Source organism: Streptomyces sp. NPDC042100, assembly GCF_055582325.1.
In genome coordinates this window covers 66,480-86,796 of record NZ_JBVJDK010000017.1, presented here as the reverse complement: position 1 = coordinate 86,796, position 20,317 = coordinate 66,480, and the positions used below count along the sequence as shown (strand labels likewise).

The following is a 20,317-nucleotide window of genomic DNA, read 5'->3' as shown; positions in this document are numbered from 1 at the left end:
CCCCGTGCTTCCCTCTTTTCAGTTCTTGCGGGCCACCGCCCCGTACTGCGCCACCTCCGGCGCCTGGGGCGCCCGCCACCGCGCGCACGACACGATGCCCGGCTCCAGCGGCTCCAGACCCTCCAGGAACGAGGCGAACTCCGCCCGGCTCCGCGCGGTGATCGGCGGCGTCGCGTGCGCGTTCCAGAACTCCATCGCCGCCACGTTCGCCTCGCCGCCCAGCTCCGCGTCGTACGTCGGATGCGTCAGCACCAGATGGCTCCCGGGCGGCAGCGCCCCCATCACCGTGCGCACGATCCGCCGGGCCTCTTCCGTGTCCAGCACGAAGTTCAGGATCCCCAGCATCAGCACCGCCACCGGGCGCCCGAAGTCCAGCGTCCGGCCCGCCGCCGCCAGGATCTCCTCCGGGTCGTGCGCGTCCGCGTCCACGTACTCCGTCACGCCGCCCGGCGCGCTCGTCAGCAGCGCCCGCGCGTGCGTCAGCACGATCGGGTCGTTGTCGACGTAGACCACCCGGGCGTCCGGCGCCACCCGCTGCGCCACCTCGTGCGTGTTGTCCGCCGTCGGCAGCCCCGTGCCGATGTCCAGGAACTGGCGGACCCCCGCCTCCGCCGCCAGATACGTGACCGCCCGGCCCAGGAACGCCCGGTCCGCGCGCGCCACTTCACCGATGCCCGGGTGGAAGGACGTCACCCGGTCGCCGACCTCGCGGTCCACCGGGTAGTTGTCCTTGCCGCCCAGCCAGTAGTTCCACACGCGCGCGTTGTGGGCGATGTCGGTGCGGATCCTGTCGTTCATTCACGGCCCTTTCGCAGCACGCCCGCGAGGGTGTCGATCCGGTTGGTCGTGATCGAGTCCACCCCAGCGCGGATCAGCTTACGCATCGACCGCGCGGTGTCCGGCGTCCAGGCCGACATCAGGAGGCCGTCCTTGTGCACCCGCTCCACCAGCTCCGGGCCCGCCAGGCCGAAGCGGTAGTTGAGCCAGCGCGGGCGCACCGCCTCCAGCAGCGTCCGCCGGGGCGGGACCAGCGTGTTCCACGTCAGCGCGATCTCCGCCGCCGGGTCCGCCGCCCGCACGTGGAGCATCGCGACCGCGCCCGCGCAGTAGTACACCCGCTCGCCCGCGCCCGACTCGCGGACCGTGCCCACGATCCTGCGCACCGAGCGCTCGTTCCCGCCCGGCAGGTCCAGCATCAGGCGGTGCGGTCCCGCCGCGATCAGCGCCTCCCGCAGGGTCGGGACGCCGCCCTCCGTGAGCTCCTCCACGTCCGTCGCCGTCAGCGAGGACAGTGGCTGGTCGACGCCCCACAGGCGCTTCAGGGTGTCGTCGTGGAGGAGGACCGGGACGTCGTCCCGGGTGAGCCGGACATCGATCTCCACCGCGTCCGCGCCCCGCTCGATCGCCGAGACGATCGAGGGGACGGTGTTCTCGCGGACGCGGTACGGGTCGCCGCGGTGGCCTACGACAGTGACGGGGTTCATGCCGTCCATTCTGCTCGGGCCCCCGGCCGGCTCATGGGTCAGCGCGCCAGCCACTGCTCCGTGTACGCGTCGATCTCCTCGGTGATCCGCGCCTTGCCGGCCTCGTCCAGGAACGAGGCCTCCACCGCGTTCTTCGCGAGGGCCGCGACGCCGCGCTCGTCCAGGTCGAGCAGACGGGCCGCGACCGCGTACTCGTTGTTCAGGTCCGTGCCGAACATCGGCGGGTCGTCGCTGTTGATCGTGACCAGCACGCCCGCCTCCACCATCCGCTTGACCGGGTGGTCCTCCAGGCGCTCCACGGCCCGGGTGGCGATGTTCGAGGTCGGGCAGACCTCCAGCGCGATCCGGTGCTCGGCCAGGTGCTTCAGGAGCTCCGGGTCCTGCACCGAGCTCGTGCCATGGCCGATGCGCTCGGCGCCCAGGTCGTTCAGGGCGTCCCAGACCGTCTGCGGGCCCGTCGTCTCGCCCGCGTGCGGGACCGAGCGCAGGCCGGCCTCGCGGGCGCGGTCGAAGTACGGCTTGAACTGCGGGCGCGGCACGCCGATCTCCGGGCCGCCGAGGCCGAAGGAGACCAGGCCCTCCGGGCGCAGCTCGACCGCCAGGCGCGCGGTCTCCTCCGCCGCCTCCAGGCCCGCCTCGCCGGGGATGTCGAAGCACCAGCGGAGGATCACGCCGAGCTCGCTCTCGGCGGCCTTGCGGGCGTCCTCGATCGCGGCCATGAACGCGTGCTCGTCGATGCCGCGGCGGGTGGAGCTGTACGGGGTGATCGTCAGCTCCGCGTAGCGGATGTTCTGCCGGGCCATGTCCCGGGCGACCTCGAAGGTCAGCAGGCGCACGTCCTCCGGGGTGCGGACCAGGTCCACCACCGACAGGTACACGTCGATGAAGTGCGCGAAGTCCGTGAAGACGAAGTAGTCGCTCAGCGCCTCCGGGTCCGTGGGGACCTTGGAGTCCGGGTGGCGGGCGGCCAGCTCGGCGACGATGCGGGGCGACGCGGAGCCGACGTGGTGGACGTGGAGCTCGGCCTTGGGGAGGCCGGCGATGAAGGGAAGCAGGTCGGTCATCAGGTCATCGTAGGCCGGGGCGGTCCACCGGAAGAGGGAGGTCGTAGCATGGATTGACCACGACGGGGGAGGCCCTATGTCCGAAAACAGCGATCAGCCGGTGGACCCGTGGGCTCCGCCCGGCCCGGACGGCGTGCGGTTCGGCAAGTCCGCGACGCCCCCGGTCCATGACCAGAACACCGTGATCTCGATGCCTGGCGCCGGTGTCGGCGCCGGCGAGGTCGCGCCGCCGCCGGTGGCGCCCGGTGGCGCCTTCGGGTATCCGGCGCCTCCCGCGCCGCCCTCGTACGGCTATCCGCCCTCCTCGCCCTACCCGGCGTACGGGCAGCCCGGCTGGCAGCAGGCGCCCGCCAACGGGATGGGCACCACCGCGATGGTGCTCGGCATCGTCGCCGTCGTCGGCTTCTGCTTCTACGGGCTCGGGGTCGTGCTGGGCGTCCTGGCGCTGGTCTTCGGCATCATCGGGCTGAAGAAGGCGAACCGGGGCGAGGCGAACAACCGGGGGATGGCCATCGCCGGGATCGTGCTCGGGGCCGTGGGCGTGGTCGTGAGCGCCGTCTTCCTCGGGTTCATCATCTGGGCCATCGCCACGGATTCCGGGTCCATGGAGGGCGCCGACGATCCCTTCGCCACCTCGCTCGTCGTGGACGGACTGGGGCGGTAACCCCGCCTTGCCTTGAGCCGGCTGCCTGTGGGGGGCGCGGGGGACGGGCCGGGGCCGCGTTCCTGACCGCGTGAGGTGCGGCGCGGGCCGGTTCGTCGCGGCGGCTCCCCCTGTTCCGCGCCGCACATCACGCTTCACGTCTGGAACGCGGCCCCCGCCCGTCCCCCCGCTCCTGTCAGCGCAGGCGCTCCCTCGCCGCCATCAGGGCGAAGCCCAGGAGGTTCTCGCCGCGCCAGCGGGCCGGGTCCTGCGCCCTCGGGTCGTCCGCCGTCAGGCCGATGCCCCATACGCGGTCCATCGGGCTCGCCTCCACCAGGACGCGGTCGCCTGTGCCCAGGAGGTAGGTGCGCAGGGCGTGTGTGGAGGAGAACTTGTGCACGCTGCCGGTCGTGACGATCTCCAGGCGGCTCTCTTCCCAGACCCGCTCGTCGAAGTTCCGGACCAGGCGGCCCGCGTTCTTCGCCTCCGCGGGGGTGCGGGCGGAGAGGATTGCCGCCTCGGCCGTCGCGTCGCCGAACAGGCGGGCCTTCTCCGCCATCATCCAGTGCTCCGCCGTCGCGTAGGGTATTTCGCCGATCACGAAAGGCGACGGCCACCATTGGCTCAGACAGCTTGCCGAGAGCCGTCCCGTGGGGTGCGGACGGTGGCCCCAGAAGTGCAGCCACTTGACCCGCTCACCCCTTCTGACCTGGTCAATCAGGTCCTCCAGATCCTTCATGCATGTCACCCTTTCACCCGCCACTGACACTCCGTACGGCAATTTCCTGTTGTTCTCGACACATGGTCGACCGATTCCGTCGCGTAACCAAAAGGCAACAACGGAATCACTTGTTGCACCCGTATGTCTCTGTCAGGATCGGCACTCAATTCGAGCTGGAACTACGGAGAGCGTCATGGGCAACCGCTTCCAGGTGTCGGACCGTTTCGCGGACGGCGCGCAGTACATCGGGGGGCGGCTCCGCCCCGGAACCTCAGGGCAGGAGCACAGCGTCATCGACCCCGCCACGGGGGAGAGTGTCTTCACGTACGAGCTGGCCTCGGTGGGGGACGTGGACCTCGCCGTCGCCGCCGCCAAGGCCGCCTTTCCGGGCTGGGCCGCCACCACTCCGGGGGAGCGCTCCGAGGCGCTGCACCGGTTCGCCGGTGTCCTCGCCGCGCGGGCCGAGGAGTTCGCCCTCGTGGAGTCCCTCCAGTGCGGCAAGCCCGTCAAGCTGACCACCGAGTTCGACGTGCCCGGCACGATCGACAACACCGCCTTCTTCGCCGGTGCCGCCCGCCATCTCCAGGGGCAGTCCGCCGCCGAGTACGACGGTGACCACACGTCCTACATCCGGCGTGAGCCGATCGGGGTCGTCGGGTCCATCGCGCCCTGGAACTATCCGCTTCAGATGGCCGCCTGGAAGATCCTCCCGGCGGTCGCCGCGGGCAACACCATCGTCCTCAAGCCGGCCGAGCTCACCCCGCTGACCTCCCTGATGTTCGCCCAGGCCGCCACCGAGGCCGGGATCCCCGACGGGGTCATCAACGTCGTCAACGGGGCCGGGCGGGTCGTCGGCGAGCACCTGGTGGGGCATCCGGATGTCGTGATGACCTCGTTCACCGGGTCCACGCCCGTGGGCAAGCGGGTCGCCGAGGTCGCCACCGCCACCGTCAAGCGGCTCCACCTGGAGCTCGGCGGCAAGGCCCCCTTCGTCGTCTTCGACGACGCCGACCTGGAGGCCGCCGCGCACGGCGCCGTCGCCGCCTCGCTCATCAACAGCGGGCAGGACTGCACCGCCGCCACCCGCGCCTATGTGCAGCGGCCCCTCTTCGACGCCTTCGTGGCGCGGGTCGCCGAGCTCATGGAGAGCGTGCGGCTCGGGGATCCGTTCGACTCGTCGACCGACCTCGGGCCGCTCATCAGCCATGCGCAGCGGGACCGGGTCGCCGGGTTCGTCGAGCGGGCGCGGGCGTACGCCACCGTCGTCACCGGCGGCGAAGCCCCCGGTGGCGTGCTGAAGGACGGGGCGTACTATCGGCCCACCCTGATCACCGGCGCGGCGCAGGACAGCGAGGTCGTGCAGTCGGAGATCTTCGGGCCGGTTCTGGTGGCCCTGCCCTTCGACAGCGACGACGAGGGCATCCGGCTCGCCAACGACACCCCCTACGGCCTCGCCGCCTCCGCCTGGAGCCGTGACGTGTACCGGGCCAACCGGGCCACCCGCGAGATCAAGGCCGGCTGCGTGTGGGTCAACGACCACATCCCGATCATCAGCGAGATGCCCCACGGCGGCACCAAGGCCTCCGGGTACGGAAAGGACATGTCGGCGTACTCCTTCGAGGAGTACACGCAGGTCAAGCACGTGATGTTCGACAACACCGCGGTCGCCGCGAAGGACTGGCACCGCACGATCTTCGGGGACCGATAGCAGTCAGCCGTCCGACCAGCGGCGAACCCATCCCGAAAGGGCACAGCGCATGGAGCAGTACCAGCCCGACCCCCTGTCCGCCGCGCAGATCGCGGCGATGCGGCGCAGTCTGACCAGCGGCCGGGCCGCGCTCACCCGCCGTTCGGTGCTGCGGGCGGGTGGCGTGGGAGCGCTCACGGTCGGCGGGCTCGCCGGCCTGAGCGCCTGCGGCATCCCGCCGGCCAAGCGGGAGGGGCAGGGGCCGGCGGCCGCGGACTTCTCGGCCAAGGAGAAGAGCCTGAACTTCTCCAACTGGACCGAGTACATGGACGTCAGCGAGGACGAGAAGTCCCGGCCCACCCTGGAGGCCTTCGCCAAGCGCACCGGGATCAAGGTCAAGTACACCGAGGACATCAACGACAACGTCGAGTTCTTCGGGAAGATCAAGCCGCAGCTCGCCGCCGGGCAGGACACCGGGCGTGACCTGATCTGCGTGACGGACTGGCTCGCCGCCCGGATGATCCGGCTCGGGTGGGCGCAGCGGCTGGACGCCTCCAACCTGCCGAACGCCTACGCCAACCTGTCCGCGCAGTTCCGGCGGCCCGACTGGGATCCGGGGCGGGCCTACTCGTACCCCTGGACCGGCATCTCCACCGTCATCGCGTACAACTCCAAGGCGACCGGCGGCAAGAAGGTCGACTCCGTCAGCCAGCTCCTCGACGACCCCTCGCTGAAGGGGCGGGTCGGCTTCCTGACGGAGATGCGCGACTCGGTCGGCATGACCCTGCTCGACCTCGGCAAGGACCCCGGCTCCTTCACCGACGCCGACTACGACGCGGCCATCGGGCGGATCCAGAAGGGCGTCGACAAGAAGCAGATCCGGCGCTTCACCGGCAACGACTACACGTCCGACCTCTCCAAGGGCGACCTGGCCGCCTGCCTCGCCTGGGCCGGTGACGTCATCCAGCTCCAGGCCGACAACCCGGACATCAGGTTCGCCATCCCGGCGGCCGGCTACATCACCTCCAGCGACAACCTGATGGTCCCCGCCCAGGCCCGGCACAAGACCAACGCCGAGAAGCTCATCGACTACTACTACGAGCTTCCGGTGGCCGCGCAGCTCGCCGCGTACATCAACTACGTCTGTCCGGTCGACGGGGTGAAGGACGAGCTCGCCAAGATCGACCCCGAGCTGGCGAACAACACGCTGATCGTCCCCGACAAGGCGATGGCCCGGAAGTCGCACGCCTTCCGCTCGCTGAGCAGCGCTGAGGAGACGGCGTACGAGGAGAAGTTCGCCAAGCTCATCGGTGCCTGACCGCCGCCCCTTTCCTTACGACCCTCCGGGACCGCAACCCATGACTGACAAGACTGCTCACACCGCACAGAACGCCGGCGGCGGCGACGTCCGTCTCTCCGGCATCAGCAAGACCTACGGCTCCTTCCACGCCGTCCGCCCGCTCGACCTGACGATCCCGCAGGGCTCCTTCTTCGCCCTCCTCGGCGCCTCGGGCTGTGGCAAGACCACCACGCTGCGCATGATCGCCGGCCTGGAGGACCCGACCACGGGCACCGTCTTCCTCGGCGACCGCGACGTCACCGACCTCCCCCCGTACAAACGGCCCGTCAACACGGTCTTCCAGTCCTACGCGCTCTTCCCGCACATGACCATCTCCGAGAACATCGCCTTCGGTCTGCGCCGGCGCGGCGTCAAGACCGTGAAGCCGCAGGTGGACGAGATGATCGAGCTGGTGCAGCTCGGCGAGCACGCCCACAAGAAGCCGCACCAGCTCTCCGGCGGCCAGCAGCAGCGCGTCGCCGTGGCCCGCGCGCTCATCAACCACCCGCAGGTCCTGCTGCTCGACGAGCCGCTGGGCGCGCTCGACCTCAAGCTGCGCCGGCAGATGCAGCTGGAGCTGAAGCGCATCCAGACCGAGGTCGGCATCACCTTCGTGCACGTCACCCACGACCAGGAGGAGGCCATGACCATGGCCGACCAGGTCGCGGTCATGAACGGCGGCCGGGTCGAGCAGCTCGGCGCCCCCGCCGACCTGTACGAGAACCCGCGGACCACCTTCGTCGCCAACTTCCTCGGCACCTCCAACCTGATCGAGGCCGAGGTCGTCGAGGCGGCCGGCGCGGACGTCCTGGCCACGGCCGGCGGCGGCAAGCTCCGGGTGCCCCGCGAGCGCTGTACGGACGCCGTCCGCACCGGCGGCAAGGTCCTCGTCGGCGTGCGGCCGGAGAAGATCTCGATCGCCCACGCGGACGACGCGGGCACCCTCGCCGACGGCCGCAACCGGGTCACCGGGCGGATCGTCGACTCCTCCTTCATCGGCGTCTCCACCCAGTTCGTGGTGAACTCGCCGGCCGGTGCCGGGCTCCAGGTCTACGAGCAGAACATCGAGCGCGACGCGCGTCTGGTCCCCGGGGCCGAGGTCGTCCTGCACTGGAACCCCGCCCACACCTTCGGGCTCGACGCGGCCCAGGACATCGACGCCGGCGTGGAGACGGTGGAGGACGCCGCGTGAGCACCGCCACCCTCGTCAAGGAGGAGACGGCCCCGCCGGAGCCGCGCAAGCCCTCCACCCGCAAGCGGCTCGTCCCGTACTGGCTGCTGCTGCCCGGCATCGTCTGGCTGCTCGTCTTCTTCGCGCTGCCGATGGTCTACCAGGCCTCCACCTCGGTGCAGACCGGCTCCCTGGAGAAGGGCTTCGAGGTCACCTGGCACTTCCAGACCTACTGGGACGCCTTCCAGGAGTACTGGCCGCAGTTCGTCCGCTCGCTGCTGTACGCGGGCACCGCGACCCTGCTGTGCCTGCTGCTCGGCTACCCGCTGGCGTATCTGATCGCCTTCAAGGCCGGACGCTGGCGCAACGTGCTGCTGGTGCTGGTCATCGCCCCGTTCTTCACCAGCTTCCTCATCCGTACGCTGGCCTGGAAGACGATCCTCGCCGACGACAGCCTCGTCGTGGACGTGCTGAACGCGCTGCACGTCCTCGACGTGACGAGCTGGCTCGGCTGGACCGAGGGCAGCCGCGTGCTCGCCACGCCGATGGCGGTCGTGTGCGGTCTCACGTACAACTTCCTGCCCTTCATGATCCTGCCGCTCTACACCTCGCTGGAGCGCATCGACGGGCGGCTGCACGAGGCGGCGCAGGACCTGTACGCCTCGCCGGCGACCACCTTCCGCAAGGTGACCTTCCCGCTCTCCATGCCGGGCGTCGTCTCCGGCACCCTGCTCACCTTCATCCCGGCGAGCGGCGACTACGTCAACGCCGAGCTGCTCGGCTCGACCGACACCAAGATGGTCGGCAACGTCATCCAGTCGCAGTTCCTGCGCGTGCTCGACTACCCGACGGCCGCCGCGCTGTCCTTCATCCTCATGGCGATCGTGCTGCTCATGGTCACCGTCTACATCCGCAAGGCGGGAACGGAGGACCTGGTCTGATGCGTTGGATACGACGGAATCTTGTCGTCATCGCGGGGCTGCTGACGCTCGCGTACATGATCCTGCCGAACGTCGTCGTGATGGTGTTCTCGTTCAACAAGCCGAACGGGCGCTTCAACTACGCGTGGCAGCGGTTCTCCCTGGACGCCTGGAAGGACCCCTGCGGCGTCGCCGACATGTGCGGCTCGCTCTCCCTCTCGCTCCAGCTCGCCGCGTGGGCCACGGTCGGCGCGGTCGTCCTCGGCACGATGATCGCCTTCGCGCTGGTCCGCTACCGCTTCCGGGCGCGCGGCGCGATCAACTCGCTGATCTTCCTGCCGATGGCGATGCCCGAGGTCGTCATGGCCGCCTCGCTGCTCACCCTGTTCCTGAACATGGGCGCCGAGCTGGGCTTCTGGACGGTCCTGATCGCCCACATCATGTTCTGTCTGTCGTTCGTCGTGACGGCGGTCAAGGCGCGCGTGATGTCCATGGACCCGCGCCTGGAGGAGGCCGCCCGCGACCTCTACGCGGGGCCGGTGCAGACCTTCCTGCGGGTGACGCTGCCGATCGCGGCGCCCGGCATCGCGGCCGGCGCGCTGCTCGCCTTCGCCCTGTCGTTCGACGACTTCATCATCACCAACTTCAACGCGGGCTCGACCGTGACCTTCCCCATGTTCGTCTGGGGCTCGGCTCAGCGCGGTACGCCCGTCCAGATCAACGTCATCGGTACGGCGATGTTCGTCATCGCGGTCCTGGTGGTAGTGGCCGGTCAGATCGTCACCAACCGGCGCAAGAAGACAGCAACAGCCTGACCGAAAGCCGGTCAGGCACCGAAGGAGTTGGAAACCATGGCCCCAGTCGCCATGCGTCTCGCTGCACAATCTCTCTCCGACGCCCAGCCCGTCCCCTTCTGGCTGGAAGACCCCGGCAAGCCGGGAGCACTGCCCGCACTCACCGGCAGTGAGCGCTGCGACCTGCTGGTCGTGGGCGGCGGCTACAGCGGTCTGTGGACCGCGCTGATCGCCAAGGAGCGCGACCCCTCCCGGGACGTCGTGCTCATCGAAGGCCGCGAGGTGGGCTGGGCCGCCTCGGGCCGCAACGGCGGCTTCTGCGCCGCGTCCCTCACGCACGGCCTGGGCAACGGGCTGGCCCGCTGGCCGGGCGAGCTCGCCACCCTGGAGCGGATGGGCGAGCGGAACCTCGACGCCATCGAGGAGGCCGTCGGCCGCTACTCCCTGGACTGCGACTTCGAGCGCACCGGCGAGATCGACGTGGCCACCGAGGCCTACCAGGTGGACGAGCTCCACGAGCTGTACGAGGAGGCCGCGCGGCTCGGTCTCGCCGAGGGCCTGGAGCTCCTCGACGGGGAGGCCGTCCGGGCCGAGGTCGCCTCGCCGACCTTCAAGGGCGGCCTGTGGGACCGCCGGGGCGTCGCCATGCTGCACCCGGCCAAGCTGGCCTGGGGGCTCAAGCGGGCCTGTCTCGACCTGGGCGTGCGGATCTTCGAGAACACCCCGGCGCTCGACCTGGTCTCGGCGGGCGGCGCGGGCGGCGGCATGACCGTGCGCACCCCGTACGGCCGGGTCGCGGCCCGCCGGGTCGCCCTCGGCACCAACGTCTTCCCCTCGCTGGTCAAGCGGCTGCGGCACTACACCGTCCCGGTCTACGACTACGCGCTGATGACCGAGCCGCTCTCCGCCGAGCAGCTCGCCTCCATCGGCTGGAAGAACCGCCAGGGCCTGGGCGACAGCGCCAACCAGTTCCACTACTTCCGGATCACCGCGGACAACCGCATCCTGTGGGGCGGCTACGACGCCATCTACCAGTTCGGCGGCAAGGTGACCGCCGAGATGGACCACCGGCCGGAGACCTACCTGAAGCTGGCCGAGCACTTCTTCACCTGCTTCCCGCAGCTGGAGGGACTCCGCTTCAGCCACGCCTGGGGCGGCGCGATCGACACCTGCACCCGCTTCTCGGCCTTCTTCGGCACCTCGCACCAGGGCAAGGTGGCGTACGCGCAGGGCTACACGGGCCTCGGCGTCGGCGCCACGCGCTTCGGCGCGGACGTGATGCTGGACCTGCTGGCGGGGGAGCGGACCGAGCGCACCCGGCTGGAGATGGTGCGGTCCAAGCCGCTGCCGTTCCCGCCGGAGCCGATCGCCTGGGCGGGCATCGGCGTGACCAAGTGGTCGCTCGCCCGCGCCGACGAGAACGGCGGCCGGCGGAACCTGTGGCTGAAGACCATGGACAGGCTGGGGCTCGGCTTCGACAGCTGACCCTGACCCGGCCCACCCTCCCCTGCCTGTGATCCAAATCACAACTCGCGAGTAGGGAACCCGCGTAAGAGCGGGGCCGGAGCGCGCTCTCTCCGTACGACACCGCGACCGCGGTGCCCGTAGGGAGAGAGGGGATCGTCGCGATGACTGGTTCGGGGGCCGCTGGGGCCAGGACCGCCGTGGAGTGGCTGGCCTCGGTCGCGCCGGATCCCGACGCCTGCCGGTGGGAGTGGGAGCGCAACCCGCACGGGATCGCCCTGCTGCCCGCCGGCCGGCGCTGGGACGTGCTGATCCTGCCGGCCGGGCTCGGCTATCCGACGCTCGACGTGCTGAGCCGTCTGGTGGACCGGCCGGGCCCGGTGCTCGCCGACTTCGGCGACACCCGGATGGGCTTCTTCGTGCCGCCGGGCACCGCCGCCCGCTGGCTCGGCACCGGGGTGCGCGGCGCGGGCCGGGGTACCTGGATCGTCGTCCCGTATCCCGGCCGGGTGACCGGCGGGGTGCGCTGGCTGGTGGCCCCGGACGCGGCCGGCACGCTCACGGACGCCGCGCTGCTGGAGCTCGCGATGCACGAGGCCGCGGGCCGGCTGGCCAGGGGGGAGCGGGAGCCGGGGGGAGGGTGAGGCGCCTTGGCGGTGAGGTCTGACGCCGTGTCATGCCGGACAGAGGTCTTGACCACTCAATTGGTCTGGACCATGCTGTGGCGCGCTCCACCTCGATTCCCCCCACTCCCGGAGGCAGTTGTGGACCGCAGAAGACCCCTGACCCTGCTCCTGGCGGGCGCCCTCGCCGCCGGCGGCCTCGCGGCGCTCACCCCGCTCGCACACGCCGCCGACACCGAACTCGCCCGCAACGGCGGTTTCGAGGCCGGCCTGGACGGGTGGAGTTGCACGGCCGGCAGCGGGGCCGCCGTCTCCGCGCCCGTCCACGGCGGGACCAAGGCCCTCCAGGCCACGCCCGCCGGCAGCGACAACGCCAAGTGCTCCCAGACCGTCACCGTCAAGCCGAACTCCACCTACCAGCTCAGCGGCTGGGTCCGCGGCAGCTACGTCTACCTCGGCGCCTCCGGCACCGGCACCACCGACGTCTCCGCCTGGACCCAGTCCGCCCCCGACTGGCAGCGGCTCGCCACCACCTTCACCACCGGCGCCTCGACGACCTCCGTCACCGTCTACACCCACGGCTGGTACGGCACCGGCGCCTACCTCGCCGACGACCTGTCCCTGCTCGGCCCCGGCGGCGACCCGGTCCAGATCCCCGCCACCCCGACCGGCCTCACCGCGGGCGGCGCCACCGCCTCCTCGGTCACCCTGAGCTGGCCCGCCGTCTCCGGCGCCACCTCCTACAAGGTCTACAAGGACGGCGTCCTCCTCGCGACCGCCGCCGGCACCTCGTACACCGCGACCGGCCTCGCCGCCGCCACCTCGTACAGCTTCCAGGTCACCGCCGTGAACAGCGCCGGCGAGTCGGCCCGGTCCACCGCCGTCACCGGCACCACCACCAGCGGGGGCGGCGGCAACCCCGGCGGGCAGCTCCCCGCCCACGCCCTCGTCGGCTACCTCCACGCCAGCTTCGCCAACGGCTCCGGCTACACGCGGATGGCCGACGTCCCCGACTCCTGGGACGTCATCAACCTCGCCTTCGGCGAGCCGACCTCCGTCACCTCCGGCGACATCCGCTTCAGCCTCTGCCCCGCGACCGAGTGCCCGGGCGTCGAGTCCGTCGCCGACTTCAAGACCGCCATCAAGGCCAAGCAGGCCGCCGGCAAGAAGGTCCTGATCTCCATCGGCGGCCAGAACGGGCAGGTCCAGCTCTCCACCACCGCCGCCCGCGACACCTTCGTCTCCTCCGTCTCGAAGATCATCGACGAGTACGGGCTCGACGGCCTCGACATCGACTTCGAGGGCCACTCCCTCTCGCTCCAGACCGGCGACACCGACTTCCGCAACCCGACCAGCCCGGTCATCGTCAACCTGATCTCGGCGGTCAAGACCCTCAAGGCCAGGTACGGCGCCAAGTTCGTCCTCACCATGGCCCCCGAGACCTTCTTCGTCCAGCTCGGCTACCAGTACTACGGCTCCGGCCCCTGGGGCGGCCAGGACCCGCGCGCCGGCGCCTACCTCCCGGTCATCCACGCCCTGCGCGACGACCTGACCCTGCTGCACGTCCAGGACTACAACTCGGGCTCGATCATGGGCCTCGACAACCAGTACCACTCCATGGGCGGCGCCGACTTCCACATCGCCATGACCGACATGCTCCTCACCGGCTTCCCCGTCGCGGGCAACACGGACCGCGTCTTCCCGGCCCTCCGCCCCGACCAGGTCGCCATCGGCCTGCCCGCCTCCACCCAGGCCGGCAACGGGCACACCACGCCGGCCGAGGTGAACAAGGCCCTGGACTGCCTCACCAGGAAGCAGAACTGCGGCTCCTACCAGACCCACGGCACCTGGCCCGGCCTGCGCGGCCTGATGACCTGGTCCATCAACTGGGACCGCTACAACCAGTGGGAGTTCAGCCGCAACTTCGACGCCTACAACTGGAGCTGACGCACCGCCGCGTCGAACGCCGAGTCGCGGTCCGCCGCGAACTCCTCCTCCGTGAAGACCGGGGTCCACACGTGCGGCGGGATCCCGGTCCCGTCGAAGGTCCGGCCCGAAGGGGTCAGGAACTCCTCGTTCGGCAGCCACACCTCCATCCCGCCGGGGAGCCCGCGCGTCAGGGTGTCCGAGAAGACCCCCTGGGTGGGCTGCCCGATCCGCACCGCGCCGCCGGGCCGGTCGATCAGCGCCTGGGTGAACGACTCGCCCGCGCTGAACGTCGTCCCGGCGGTGAGCACGGCGACCGGACCGGCGTACCGCGCCGCACCCCGCTGCGGGACCACCCGCACCGGCTCCGGCGCGGTGTACCGGGTCCGCTTGCGGTAGGCCGTGTACGGGCGGTCCGTGAGCCGCCCGGCCACCCGCAGGCCCAGCGCGTCCGAGCCGCCGCCGTTGATCCGCACGTCGATCACCAGCCCCCGCAGCGAGGCCGCCCGCTCCGGCGTGAGGACCGCGTCCAGCGCCCGGTCCAGCTCCGCGAGCTGCGCGGCGTACGAGGGGTCCCGCCGGTCGTAGCCGGCGAAGCCCGAGATCCGCAGGTAGCCCAGTCCGTCCGGCAGGTCCGCGTAGCCGATCCGCCCGTTCGCGAACTCCGTGAGCGGCCGCCCGCCCAGGTCCCGGCGCACGACGTGGGCCTTGGCGCGGGCGTCGAGCTCCGGCCCCGGCGCCGTCGTCCCGGGCCGCACCCCGGCGAAGTAGCGGTCGCCTTCGAACACGGCCACATGGGCGTCGTGCAGCGGCCGCACCATGTCGGAGAAGATCCCGAACAGCTCGTCGCGGCTCGTCCCCGCGTGCACCCGGGGCCGGTACGCGTCCCGCACCGCGTGCCAGTCGATCCCCTTGGCGGCGAAGAAGGGGTAGTTCTCCTCGAACGACTGCCAGAACACGTCGAAGGCCGTCAGCGGATCCGCCGGCAGCGGGTGCCGGCAGGCCTCCGGCAGTCCGGGCAGCCGCCGCAGCTCCCGCGTGCCGGCCGACCCGGCGACCGTCAGCCGCCCGTCGGGGCGCAGCGTGAACACGGTGCCGTCGTCCGTGCGGTAGGCCCCGGGCGCCGTCCGCCGGGCCGTGAAACCCGGCACGCACCCGGCGGCCGAGGTCTGGTACTCCCGCAGCACGCCGTCGGCCGCCGAGAGCACCGTCCCGTACCCCGTCACCCGCCAGACGCCGCCCTCGGCGCCGCTGCCCCGCTCCCGCGCCGCGGCGCCGGGCGCCAGGGCCCCGCCCGCGAGCAGCAGCGCCAGCGCGACGACCGTGACCTTCGATCCTCTGTGGAACACCCGTCCGTCCTTCCCCGTAGCACGGCGGTACCGCTCGTACCGCTCGTACCGCTCGTATCCTCACTGGTAACGATCATGGGCGCGGCGAGCGGCCGGGACCATCCGGCGAACCGGTGGTACGGGGCGGGGGACAGCCCCCGTGACCTGCCCCGGGGACAGTCCCGTGACCTCCCCCGTGACCTGCCCGTCGTCTACGGAGCGGGCCGGTCCCGTCCGAAGCGCGCGGCCAGGACCGGCCAGCGCAGCAGCGGCACGCACAGGGCCACCGAGGCCAGCACGTCCAGCGGCCAGTGGAAGCCGCGCAGGACCAGTCCGGCCGCCGTGAGCGCGGTGAGCAGCGCGGCGAGGGGGAGGAGGCGCCGGGACACCAGGAGGGCGGCGCTCGTGTAGGCGATCAACGCGGTGGCCGTGTGGCCCGAGGGGTAGTAGCCGGTGGCCCACGGCTCCAGCGGGCCGGGCCGGGCGGTCCACGCCTTCAGGGAGACCACCAGGAGCGGCACGGCGGCCATCGCGAGGCCCGCGCAGACGGCCTGGGCGCGGCGGCCCCGCCACAGGGCGTACGCCATGGCGAGGAGGAGCACCGGGAGCGCGACGGTCAGGTTGCCGAGGTCGGAGGCGGCTTCGCTCAGCCCGCGCGGGACGGTGTCGACCAGGGCGTGGGAGAGGCGTTCGTCGAGGCGGGCCAGGGGGCCGTGGACGAGGACCTGCCAGGTGGTCGCGGTGAGGACGACCAGGGCCCAGAAGACAGCCGGCCGCCCCGGAACAGGGGGGGTTGTTCCGGGGCGGCCGCCTGGACCGGGCTGCCGCGCGCCCCGGGGGGTGTGGGGCGGGCGGCCATCCGATCGGTGAGGAGTTCCGGAGCCCAGGGCTCCAGCGGTGTGCGCCAGGGCGCGGTGTGGGCGGGGCTGGGGAGGCTCCGCCCGGGGTGTTTCTCTCATCTGCGGAAACCGTACGGCACGAAAAGGGGGACCGACAGCCGGATCTCCATCCCGCCATCGGCCCCCCACAGCTTCTTCACACCGGGTGCCGGAAGCCTCAGATCTGGGCGAACGCGCTCTCGATGACGTCCAGGCCCTCGTTCAGGAGGTCCTCGCCGATCACCAGCGGCGGCAGGAAGCGCAGCACGTTGCCGTAGGTGCCACAGGTCAGGACGAGGACGCCCTCGTTGTGGCAGAACTTGGCGAGCGCGGCGGCGGCCTCCGGGTTCGGCTCCTTGGTCGCCTGGTCCTTGACCAGCTCGATCGCGATCATCGCGCCGCGGCCGCGGATGTCGCCGATGGCCGGGAACTTCTCCTGCATGGCCGTCAGGCGGGCCTTCATGACCGACTCGATCTTCTTCGCCGCGGCGTTGAGGTCGAGCTCCTTCATGGTCTCGATGGCGCCGAGGGCACCGGCGCACGCGACCGGGTTGCCGCCGTAGGTGCCGCCGAGGCCGCCGCCGTGGACGGAGTCCATGATCTCGGCGCGGCCGGTGACGGCGGCGAGCGGCAGACCGCCCGCGATGCCCTTGGCGGTGGTGATGAGGTCGGGGACGATGCCCTCGTCCTCACAGGCGAACCACTGGCCGGTGCGGCAGAAGCCGGACTGGATCTCGTCGGCGACGAAGACGATGCCGTTGTCGTTCGCGAACTTCACGATCGCCGGCAGGAAGCCCTTGGCCGGCTCGATGAAACCGCCCTCGCCGAGGACCGGCTCGATGATGATCGCGGCGACGTTGTCGGCGCCGATCTGCTTGGTGATCTGGTCGATGGCCTGGGCGGCGGCCTCGGGGCCGCAGTTCTCCGGGCCGGTGGGCCAGCGGTAGCCGTAGGCGACCGGCACGCGGTAGACCTCGGGCGCGAACGGGCCGAAGCCCTGCTTGTACGGCATGTTCTTGGCGGTGAGCGCCATCGTCAGGTTCGTACGCCCGTGGTAGCCGTGGTCGAAGACGACGACGGCCTGGCGCTTGGTGTACGAGCGGGCGATCTTCACCGCGTTCTCGACGGCCTCGGCGCCCGAGTTGAACAGCGCGGACTTCTTGGCGTGGTCGCCCGGGGTCAGCTCGGACAGCGCCTCGCAGACCTCGACGTACCCCTCGTACGGCGTGACCATGAAGCAGGTGTGGGTGAAGTCGGCGAGCTGCGCGGAGGCGCGCCGCACGACGGCCTCGGCGGAGGCGCCCACGGAGGTCACGGCGATGCCGGAGCCGAAGTCGATGAGCTGGTTGCCGTCGACGTCCTCGATGATGCCGCCACCGGCCCGCTTGGTGAACACCGGAAGCGTGGAGCCCACGCCACCGGCGACCGCGTCGAGACGGCGGGCCTGAAGCTCCTGCGACTTCGGGCCGGGGATGGCGGTGACGACGCGCCGCTCCTGCGGGACAGCGTTCATGCGGGGCTCCTGGGGTGTTCTGGACGCACGTGCGGGGTTTCCTCCGCAGGCTAGGTGCGGGGGCGGGCCGGAGGCATGTGCCGATAGGGAGTGTTGCGGGGCGTGTCGTTGTCCGCGTTGGACATGACGGCACGGCTTTCGTCCGGCCGGGCGAAACGGCTCGGCCGGGGCGGATCACCACTAGATTGACGCTTGCACGGATGCGGCGACCTGGCTGGTCAGGGGGCAGGGGTTCATGGACACCGAAGGCACGTACGAGTCACGCGACCGGACGAGCGGCCCACCCGCACGCGACCCCGCCGCCCGGCCACCACTCCCACGCCCGTCCGGCCCCCCGCCCCAGCCCCCGACGGCCCCGTCACCCCCCCCTCCGACGGCCACCCCCCTCGTCCCGCCCCCGCCCCCCGCCACCCCACCCCGGCCGGGGCACGTCCCGGCCGCCCGGCATCCCGTGGCGGAGTGGCTGGACGCGCCGAGGCCGGAGGCGGGGCTGGGGATCTGGCGGCTGCGGTACGTGGCGGCGGCCGGGCCGGCCGAGCGGCTGGCGCCGGTGACGATCATCGGGATGCTGCTGCCGCTGGCCATCGGGCTGGTCGTCTGGTCCGTCTGGACCGCGGGCTACTTCCCGTACAAGACCGAGATCGTGTGGGTACTGACACCGGACGACTGGTTCTGGCCGGGCACCACCCAGTCGGTCGACTGGCACGGCGACGCGGCGCGGGTGATCGTCGACGGCCTGTTCTTCGCCCTGCTCGTGGCGTTGCTGGGATTCCTCGGCTCCTGGCGGAGGATCACCCTGTACTACATGGGCCGGCTGGCTGCGGCTCCGCGGGCGTTCCTCGCCGCCGTGATGGCACTCGGCGCCCTCATGCTCGTCTGGCCGGACTGGTTCGGCCTCGGCTGGGTGCCGCTGCCCCTGGCGCGGCCCCTGTTCTCGCTCATCGCGCTGATCACCGGCGGGTTCGAGGTGTTCACGTCGACCCTGCTCGTCTACACCGTCTATGTGCTGATCACGCTTCTCGTCGTCTGGCCGTTCGCCAGGCTCGGCGACTGGAGAGGAATCCTCCGCGACCGTCGCCGCCGCGCGGCCCCCGCCGCGCAGCCCGATCCCGTCGCCGCCGTGGTGCCGCCCTCCCAGTGGCCCGAACTCCGCGCCGCCGGTGAGCACCGCGCCGCCGACGTCCTCACCGGCGAGGTCGCCGCAGGGCGCATGAACGACCTGGACATCGCGCGGGTGCGACGTGCCTGGGCGGAGTCCGAACGGGACGGGACGCGCCGGGCCGCGTGCGCCGGCGCGATCGTCGAGCAGGGCGCGGCGGCGGGCACACACCCGTCCGGTGCCCGTGACCTGCCGCGCCGTTCGGCCCCGCACGACCTGCTGGCCGGCCAGGTCCGGGTCGGGACCTATCCGGTCGCCGACGGCACCCCGCACGCCTACCACGGCGCCGGGTTCGCCCTCGACGCCGGACTCCTCGCCACCTCCCTCCTCGCGGTGGGCCCGTCCGGGCAGGGCAAGAGCCGGACCCTCGTCGGCCCCGTCGTCGAGTCGCTCACCCTCCACGCCCTGACCGGCGCCTGCGCCGTCGTCGCCGTCGGCACGCCCGGCGCCCCGCTCGGCCCCGACGACGCCTACGACGTCGTCGTCCGGCTCGGCGACCGCACCTCGCCCTACGACCTGGATCTGTACGGCGGAGCCACCGACCCCGACGAGGCCGCCGCCGTCCTCGCCGAGGGCCTGGTGGGAGACATGGAGGGGGTGGAGACCCGGCGGGCCGCCACCGCCCTCGCCCAGCTCATCGGCCCCTACCGGACCGCGCACGGGCGCTTCCCGCACGTGCCCGTCCTCCGCGAACTGCTGGAGGGCCACCCCGACACCCTGCGGGCCGTGCTCGACCGCCTGCCGGCCGACGGCGCGCAGGCCATGCGGCGCGAGCTGGACTCGCGGATGCGCCAGGTCGGCACCCCGTCCGACGTCGGGCCGCTACTCGCCGACCGGCTCGCCGCCCTCGACCGGCCCGCCTTCGCCGAGTTCTTCGGCGGCGGGAGCGACGTGCGGCCCTTCTCGCTGCGCGCGGTCGCCCAGCATCCGATGCGGGTGCGGATCAGCCTGCCCGAGGGCGGCCACGAGGAGGCGGGCCGCCTGCTCAACCGGCTCGTGCTCGCCCAGTTCCAGGCCGTCACACGGAACCGGCCCGCTCCCGCCCCCTTCGCCTGCCTGGTCCTCGACGACGCCTCCGGCGCGCTCACCTCCGGGACCGTACGGGGCCTCCAGCGGCTGCGCTCGCAGAACGCCGGTGTCGTGCTCGCCCTGCGGACCTTCGCGGAGGTCGCCGAACCGCTGACGGGGCCGCTGCTCGCGGCCGTCGGGTGCCGTATGGCGTTCTCCGGCATCTCCACCTGGGACGGGCGGGCGTTCGCCGAGACCTGGGGCATCGAACGGGTCGAGGTCACCGAAGTGGCCCACCACACCGTCTTCGCCGACCAGCCGATGACCCGGGCCATCCACGCGGTGCGCAAGAAGATCACGGGCAAGGCCGTCACCACCGAAGCCGTCACCGTCCGAGAAGTCGAGCGCGAACGCTGGTCCGCCTCCGACCTCGCCCACTCCGTCCCCCCGGGCCACGCCGTCGTCTCCCTCACCCACGTGCACGGCGAGCAGACGCCCCCGCTCCTCGTGGACCTGCGCGGCTGAGCCCCGCCCGCGCCGAAGGCGCCCCCCTCGGCGGGCTGGCACAATCGGGAGGCGCCGCCCGACGGGCAGC

Annotated in this window: 17 protein-coding genes; 10 read left to right on the top strand and 7 right to left on the bottom strand. The window is 71.7% G+C overall.

The window, feature by feature from the left end; translation table 11 throughout:
• Nucleotides 1-18: 18 nt before the first annotated feature.
• Genes ACZ6J5_RS31005 through ACZ6J5_RS30995 form a run of 3 tightly spaced genes read right to left on the bottom strand, consistent with a single transcriptional unit; the run spans nucleotide 19 to nucleotide 2,548 of the window.
• On the bottom strand, nucleotides 19-798 hold the full coding sequence (locus ACZ6J5_RS31005) for an SAM-dependent methyltransferase (protein WP_469397011.1): 780 nt from the start codon (nucleotides 796-798) through the stop codon (nucleotides 19-21).
• Complete coding sequence (locus ACZ6J5_RS31000) at nucleotides 795-1,484, bottom strand: glycerophosphodiester phosphodiesterase (protein ID WP_469397009.1); 690 nt, start codon at nucleotides 1,482-1,484, stop codon at nucleotides 795-797. The genes ACZ6J5_RS31005 and ACZ6J5_RS31000 overlap by 4 nt, the downstream gene beginning before the upstream one ends.
• Nucleotides 1,485-1,522: 38 nt before the next feature.
• Nucleotides 1,523-2,548, bottom strand: a complete 1,026-nt coding sequence (locus ACZ6J5_RS30995; RefSeq protein ID WP_469397007.1) for an adenosine deaminase — start codon at nucleotides 2,546-2,548, stop codon at nucleotides 1,523-1,525.
• A gap of 76 nt (nucleotides 2,549-2,624) precedes the next feature.
• On the opposite strand from ACZ6J5_RS30995, the gene ACZ6J5_RS30990 reads away from it, so the two are divergent.
• Entirely contained in the window at nucleotides 2,625-3,212 is a 588-nt protein-coding gene (locus tag ACZ6J5_RS30990; RefSeq protein WP_469397006.1) for a DUF4190 domain-containing protein, read from the top strand.
• A 175-nt stretch (nucleotides 3,213-3,387) separates the two neighbouring features.
• Here ACZ6J5_RS30990 and ACZ6J5_RS30985 read toward each other — a convergent pair whose 3' ends face one another.
• Nucleotides 3,388-3,930, bottom strand: a complete 543-nt coding sequence (locus ACZ6J5_RS30985; RefSeq protein ID WP_469397004.1) for an NADAR family protein — start codon at nucleotides 3,928-3,930, stop codon at nucleotides 3,388-3,390.
• A 175-nt stretch (nucleotides 3,931-4,105) separates the two neighbouring features.
• Between ACZ6J5_RS30985 and ACZ6J5_RS30980 the strand changes: the two genes are divergently transcribed.
• The 8 genes from ACZ6J5_RS30980 to ACZ6J5_RS30945 all read left to right on the top strand — a co-directional run bounded on the left by ACZ6J5_RS30980 (nucleotide 4,106) and on the right by ACZ6J5_RS30945 (nucleotide 13,857).
• Nucleotides 4,106-5,620 (top strand): gamma-aminobutyraldehyde dehydrogenase, encoded by a 1,515-nt coding sequence (locus ACZ6J5_RS30980; RefSeq protein WP_469397003.1) that lies wholly within the window; start codon nucleotides 4,106-4,108, stop codon nucleotides 5,618-5,620.
• Between the two features lie 49 nt (nucleotides 5,621-5,669).
• Nucleotides 5,670-6,917, top strand: a complete 1,248-nt coding sequence (locus ACZ6J5_RS30975) for a polyamine ABC transporter substrate-binding protein (RefSeq protein WP_469397001.1) — start codon at nucleotides 5,670-5,672, stop codon at nucleotides 6,915-6,917.
• 40 nt (nucleotides 6,918-6,957) lie between these two features.
• Nucleotides 6,958-8,130 carry an ABC transporter ATP-binding protein gene (locus ACZ6J5_RS30970; protein ID WP_469396999.1) on the top strand — a complete coding sequence of 391 codons (1,173 nt, stop codon included), beginning with the start codon at nucleotides 6,958-6,960 and terminating at the stop codon, nucleotides 8,128-8,130.
• Complete coding sequence (locus tag ACZ6J5_RS30965; protein WP_469396997.1) at nucleotides 8,127-9,050, top strand: ABC transporter permease; 924 nt, start codon at nucleotides 8,127-8,129, stop codon at nucleotides 9,048-9,050. Before ACZ6J5_RS30970 ends, ACZ6J5_RS30965 begins: the two co-directional genes overlap by 4 nt.
• Complete coding sequence (locus ACZ6J5_RS30960) at nucleotides 9,050-9,844, top strand: ABC transporter permease (RefSeq protein WP_469396996.1); 795 nt, start codon at nucleotides 9,050-9,052, stop codon at nucleotides 9,842-9,844. Before ACZ6J5_RS30965 ends, ACZ6J5_RS30960 begins: the two co-directional genes overlap by 1 nt.
• 36 nt (nucleotides 9,845-9,880) lie before the next feature.
• On the top strand, nucleotides 9,881-11,308 hold the full coding sequence (locus ACZ6J5_RS30955; protein WP_469396994.1) for an NAD(P)/FAD-dependent oxidoreductase: 1,428 nt from the start codon (nucleotides 9,881-9,883) through the stop codon (nucleotides 11,306-11,308).
• Between the two features lie 143 nt (nucleotides 11,309-11,451).
• Nucleotides 11,452-11,931, top strand: a complete 480-nt coding sequence (locus tag ACZ6J5_RS30950) for a hypothetical protein (protein WP_469396992.1) — start codon at nucleotides 11,452-11,454, stop codon at nucleotides 11,929-11,931.
• Nucleotides 11,932-12,051: 120 nt separating this feature from the next.
• A complete protein-coding gene (locus ACZ6J5_RS30945) occupies nucleotides 12,052-13,857 on the top strand; it encodes a chitinase (RefSeq protein ID WP_469396990.1) in 1,806 nt (601 codons plus the stop codon).
• Here the strand turns inward: ACZ6J5_RS30945 and ACZ6J5_RS30940 are convergent.
• From ACZ6J5_RS30940 to gabT, 3 genes are all read right to left on the bottom strand, one after another.
• Entirely contained in the window at nucleotides 13,842-15,185 is a 1,344-nt protein-coding gene (locus tag ACZ6J5_RS30940) for a S41 family peptidase (RefSeq protein WP_469396988.1), read from the bottom strand. The genes ACZ6J5_RS30945 and ACZ6J5_RS30940 overlap by 16 nt on opposite strands.
• A gap of 191 nt (nucleotides 15,186-15,376) precedes the next feature.
• Nucleotides 15,377-16,123, bottom strand: coding sequence for a phosphatase PAP2 family protein (locus ACZ6J5_RS30935; RefSeq protein WP_469396987.1), 747 nt, complete (start codon nucleotides 16,121-16,123; stop codon nucleotides 15,377-15,379).
• A gap of 97 nt (nucleotides 16,124-16,220) precedes the next feature.
• A complete protein-coding gene (gabT, locus tag ACZ6J5_RS30930) occupies nucleotides 16,221-17,555 on the bottom strand; it encodes a 4-aminobutyrate--2-oxoglutarate transaminase (protein ID WP_469396985.1) in 1,335 nt (444 codons plus the stop codon).
• A 451-nt stretch (nucleotides 17,556-18,006) separates the two neighbouring features.
• Between gabT and ACZ6J5_RS30925 the strand changes: the two genes are divergently transcribed.
• On the top strand, nucleotides 18,007-20,247 hold the full coding sequence (locus ACZ6J5_RS30925; RefSeq protein WP_469396983.1) for a type IV secretory system conjugative DNA transfer family protein: 2,241 nt from the start codon (nucleotides 18,007-18,009) through the stop codon (nucleotides 20,245-20,247).
• The last annotated feature ends 70 nt before the right edge of the window (nucleotides 20,248-20,317 follow it).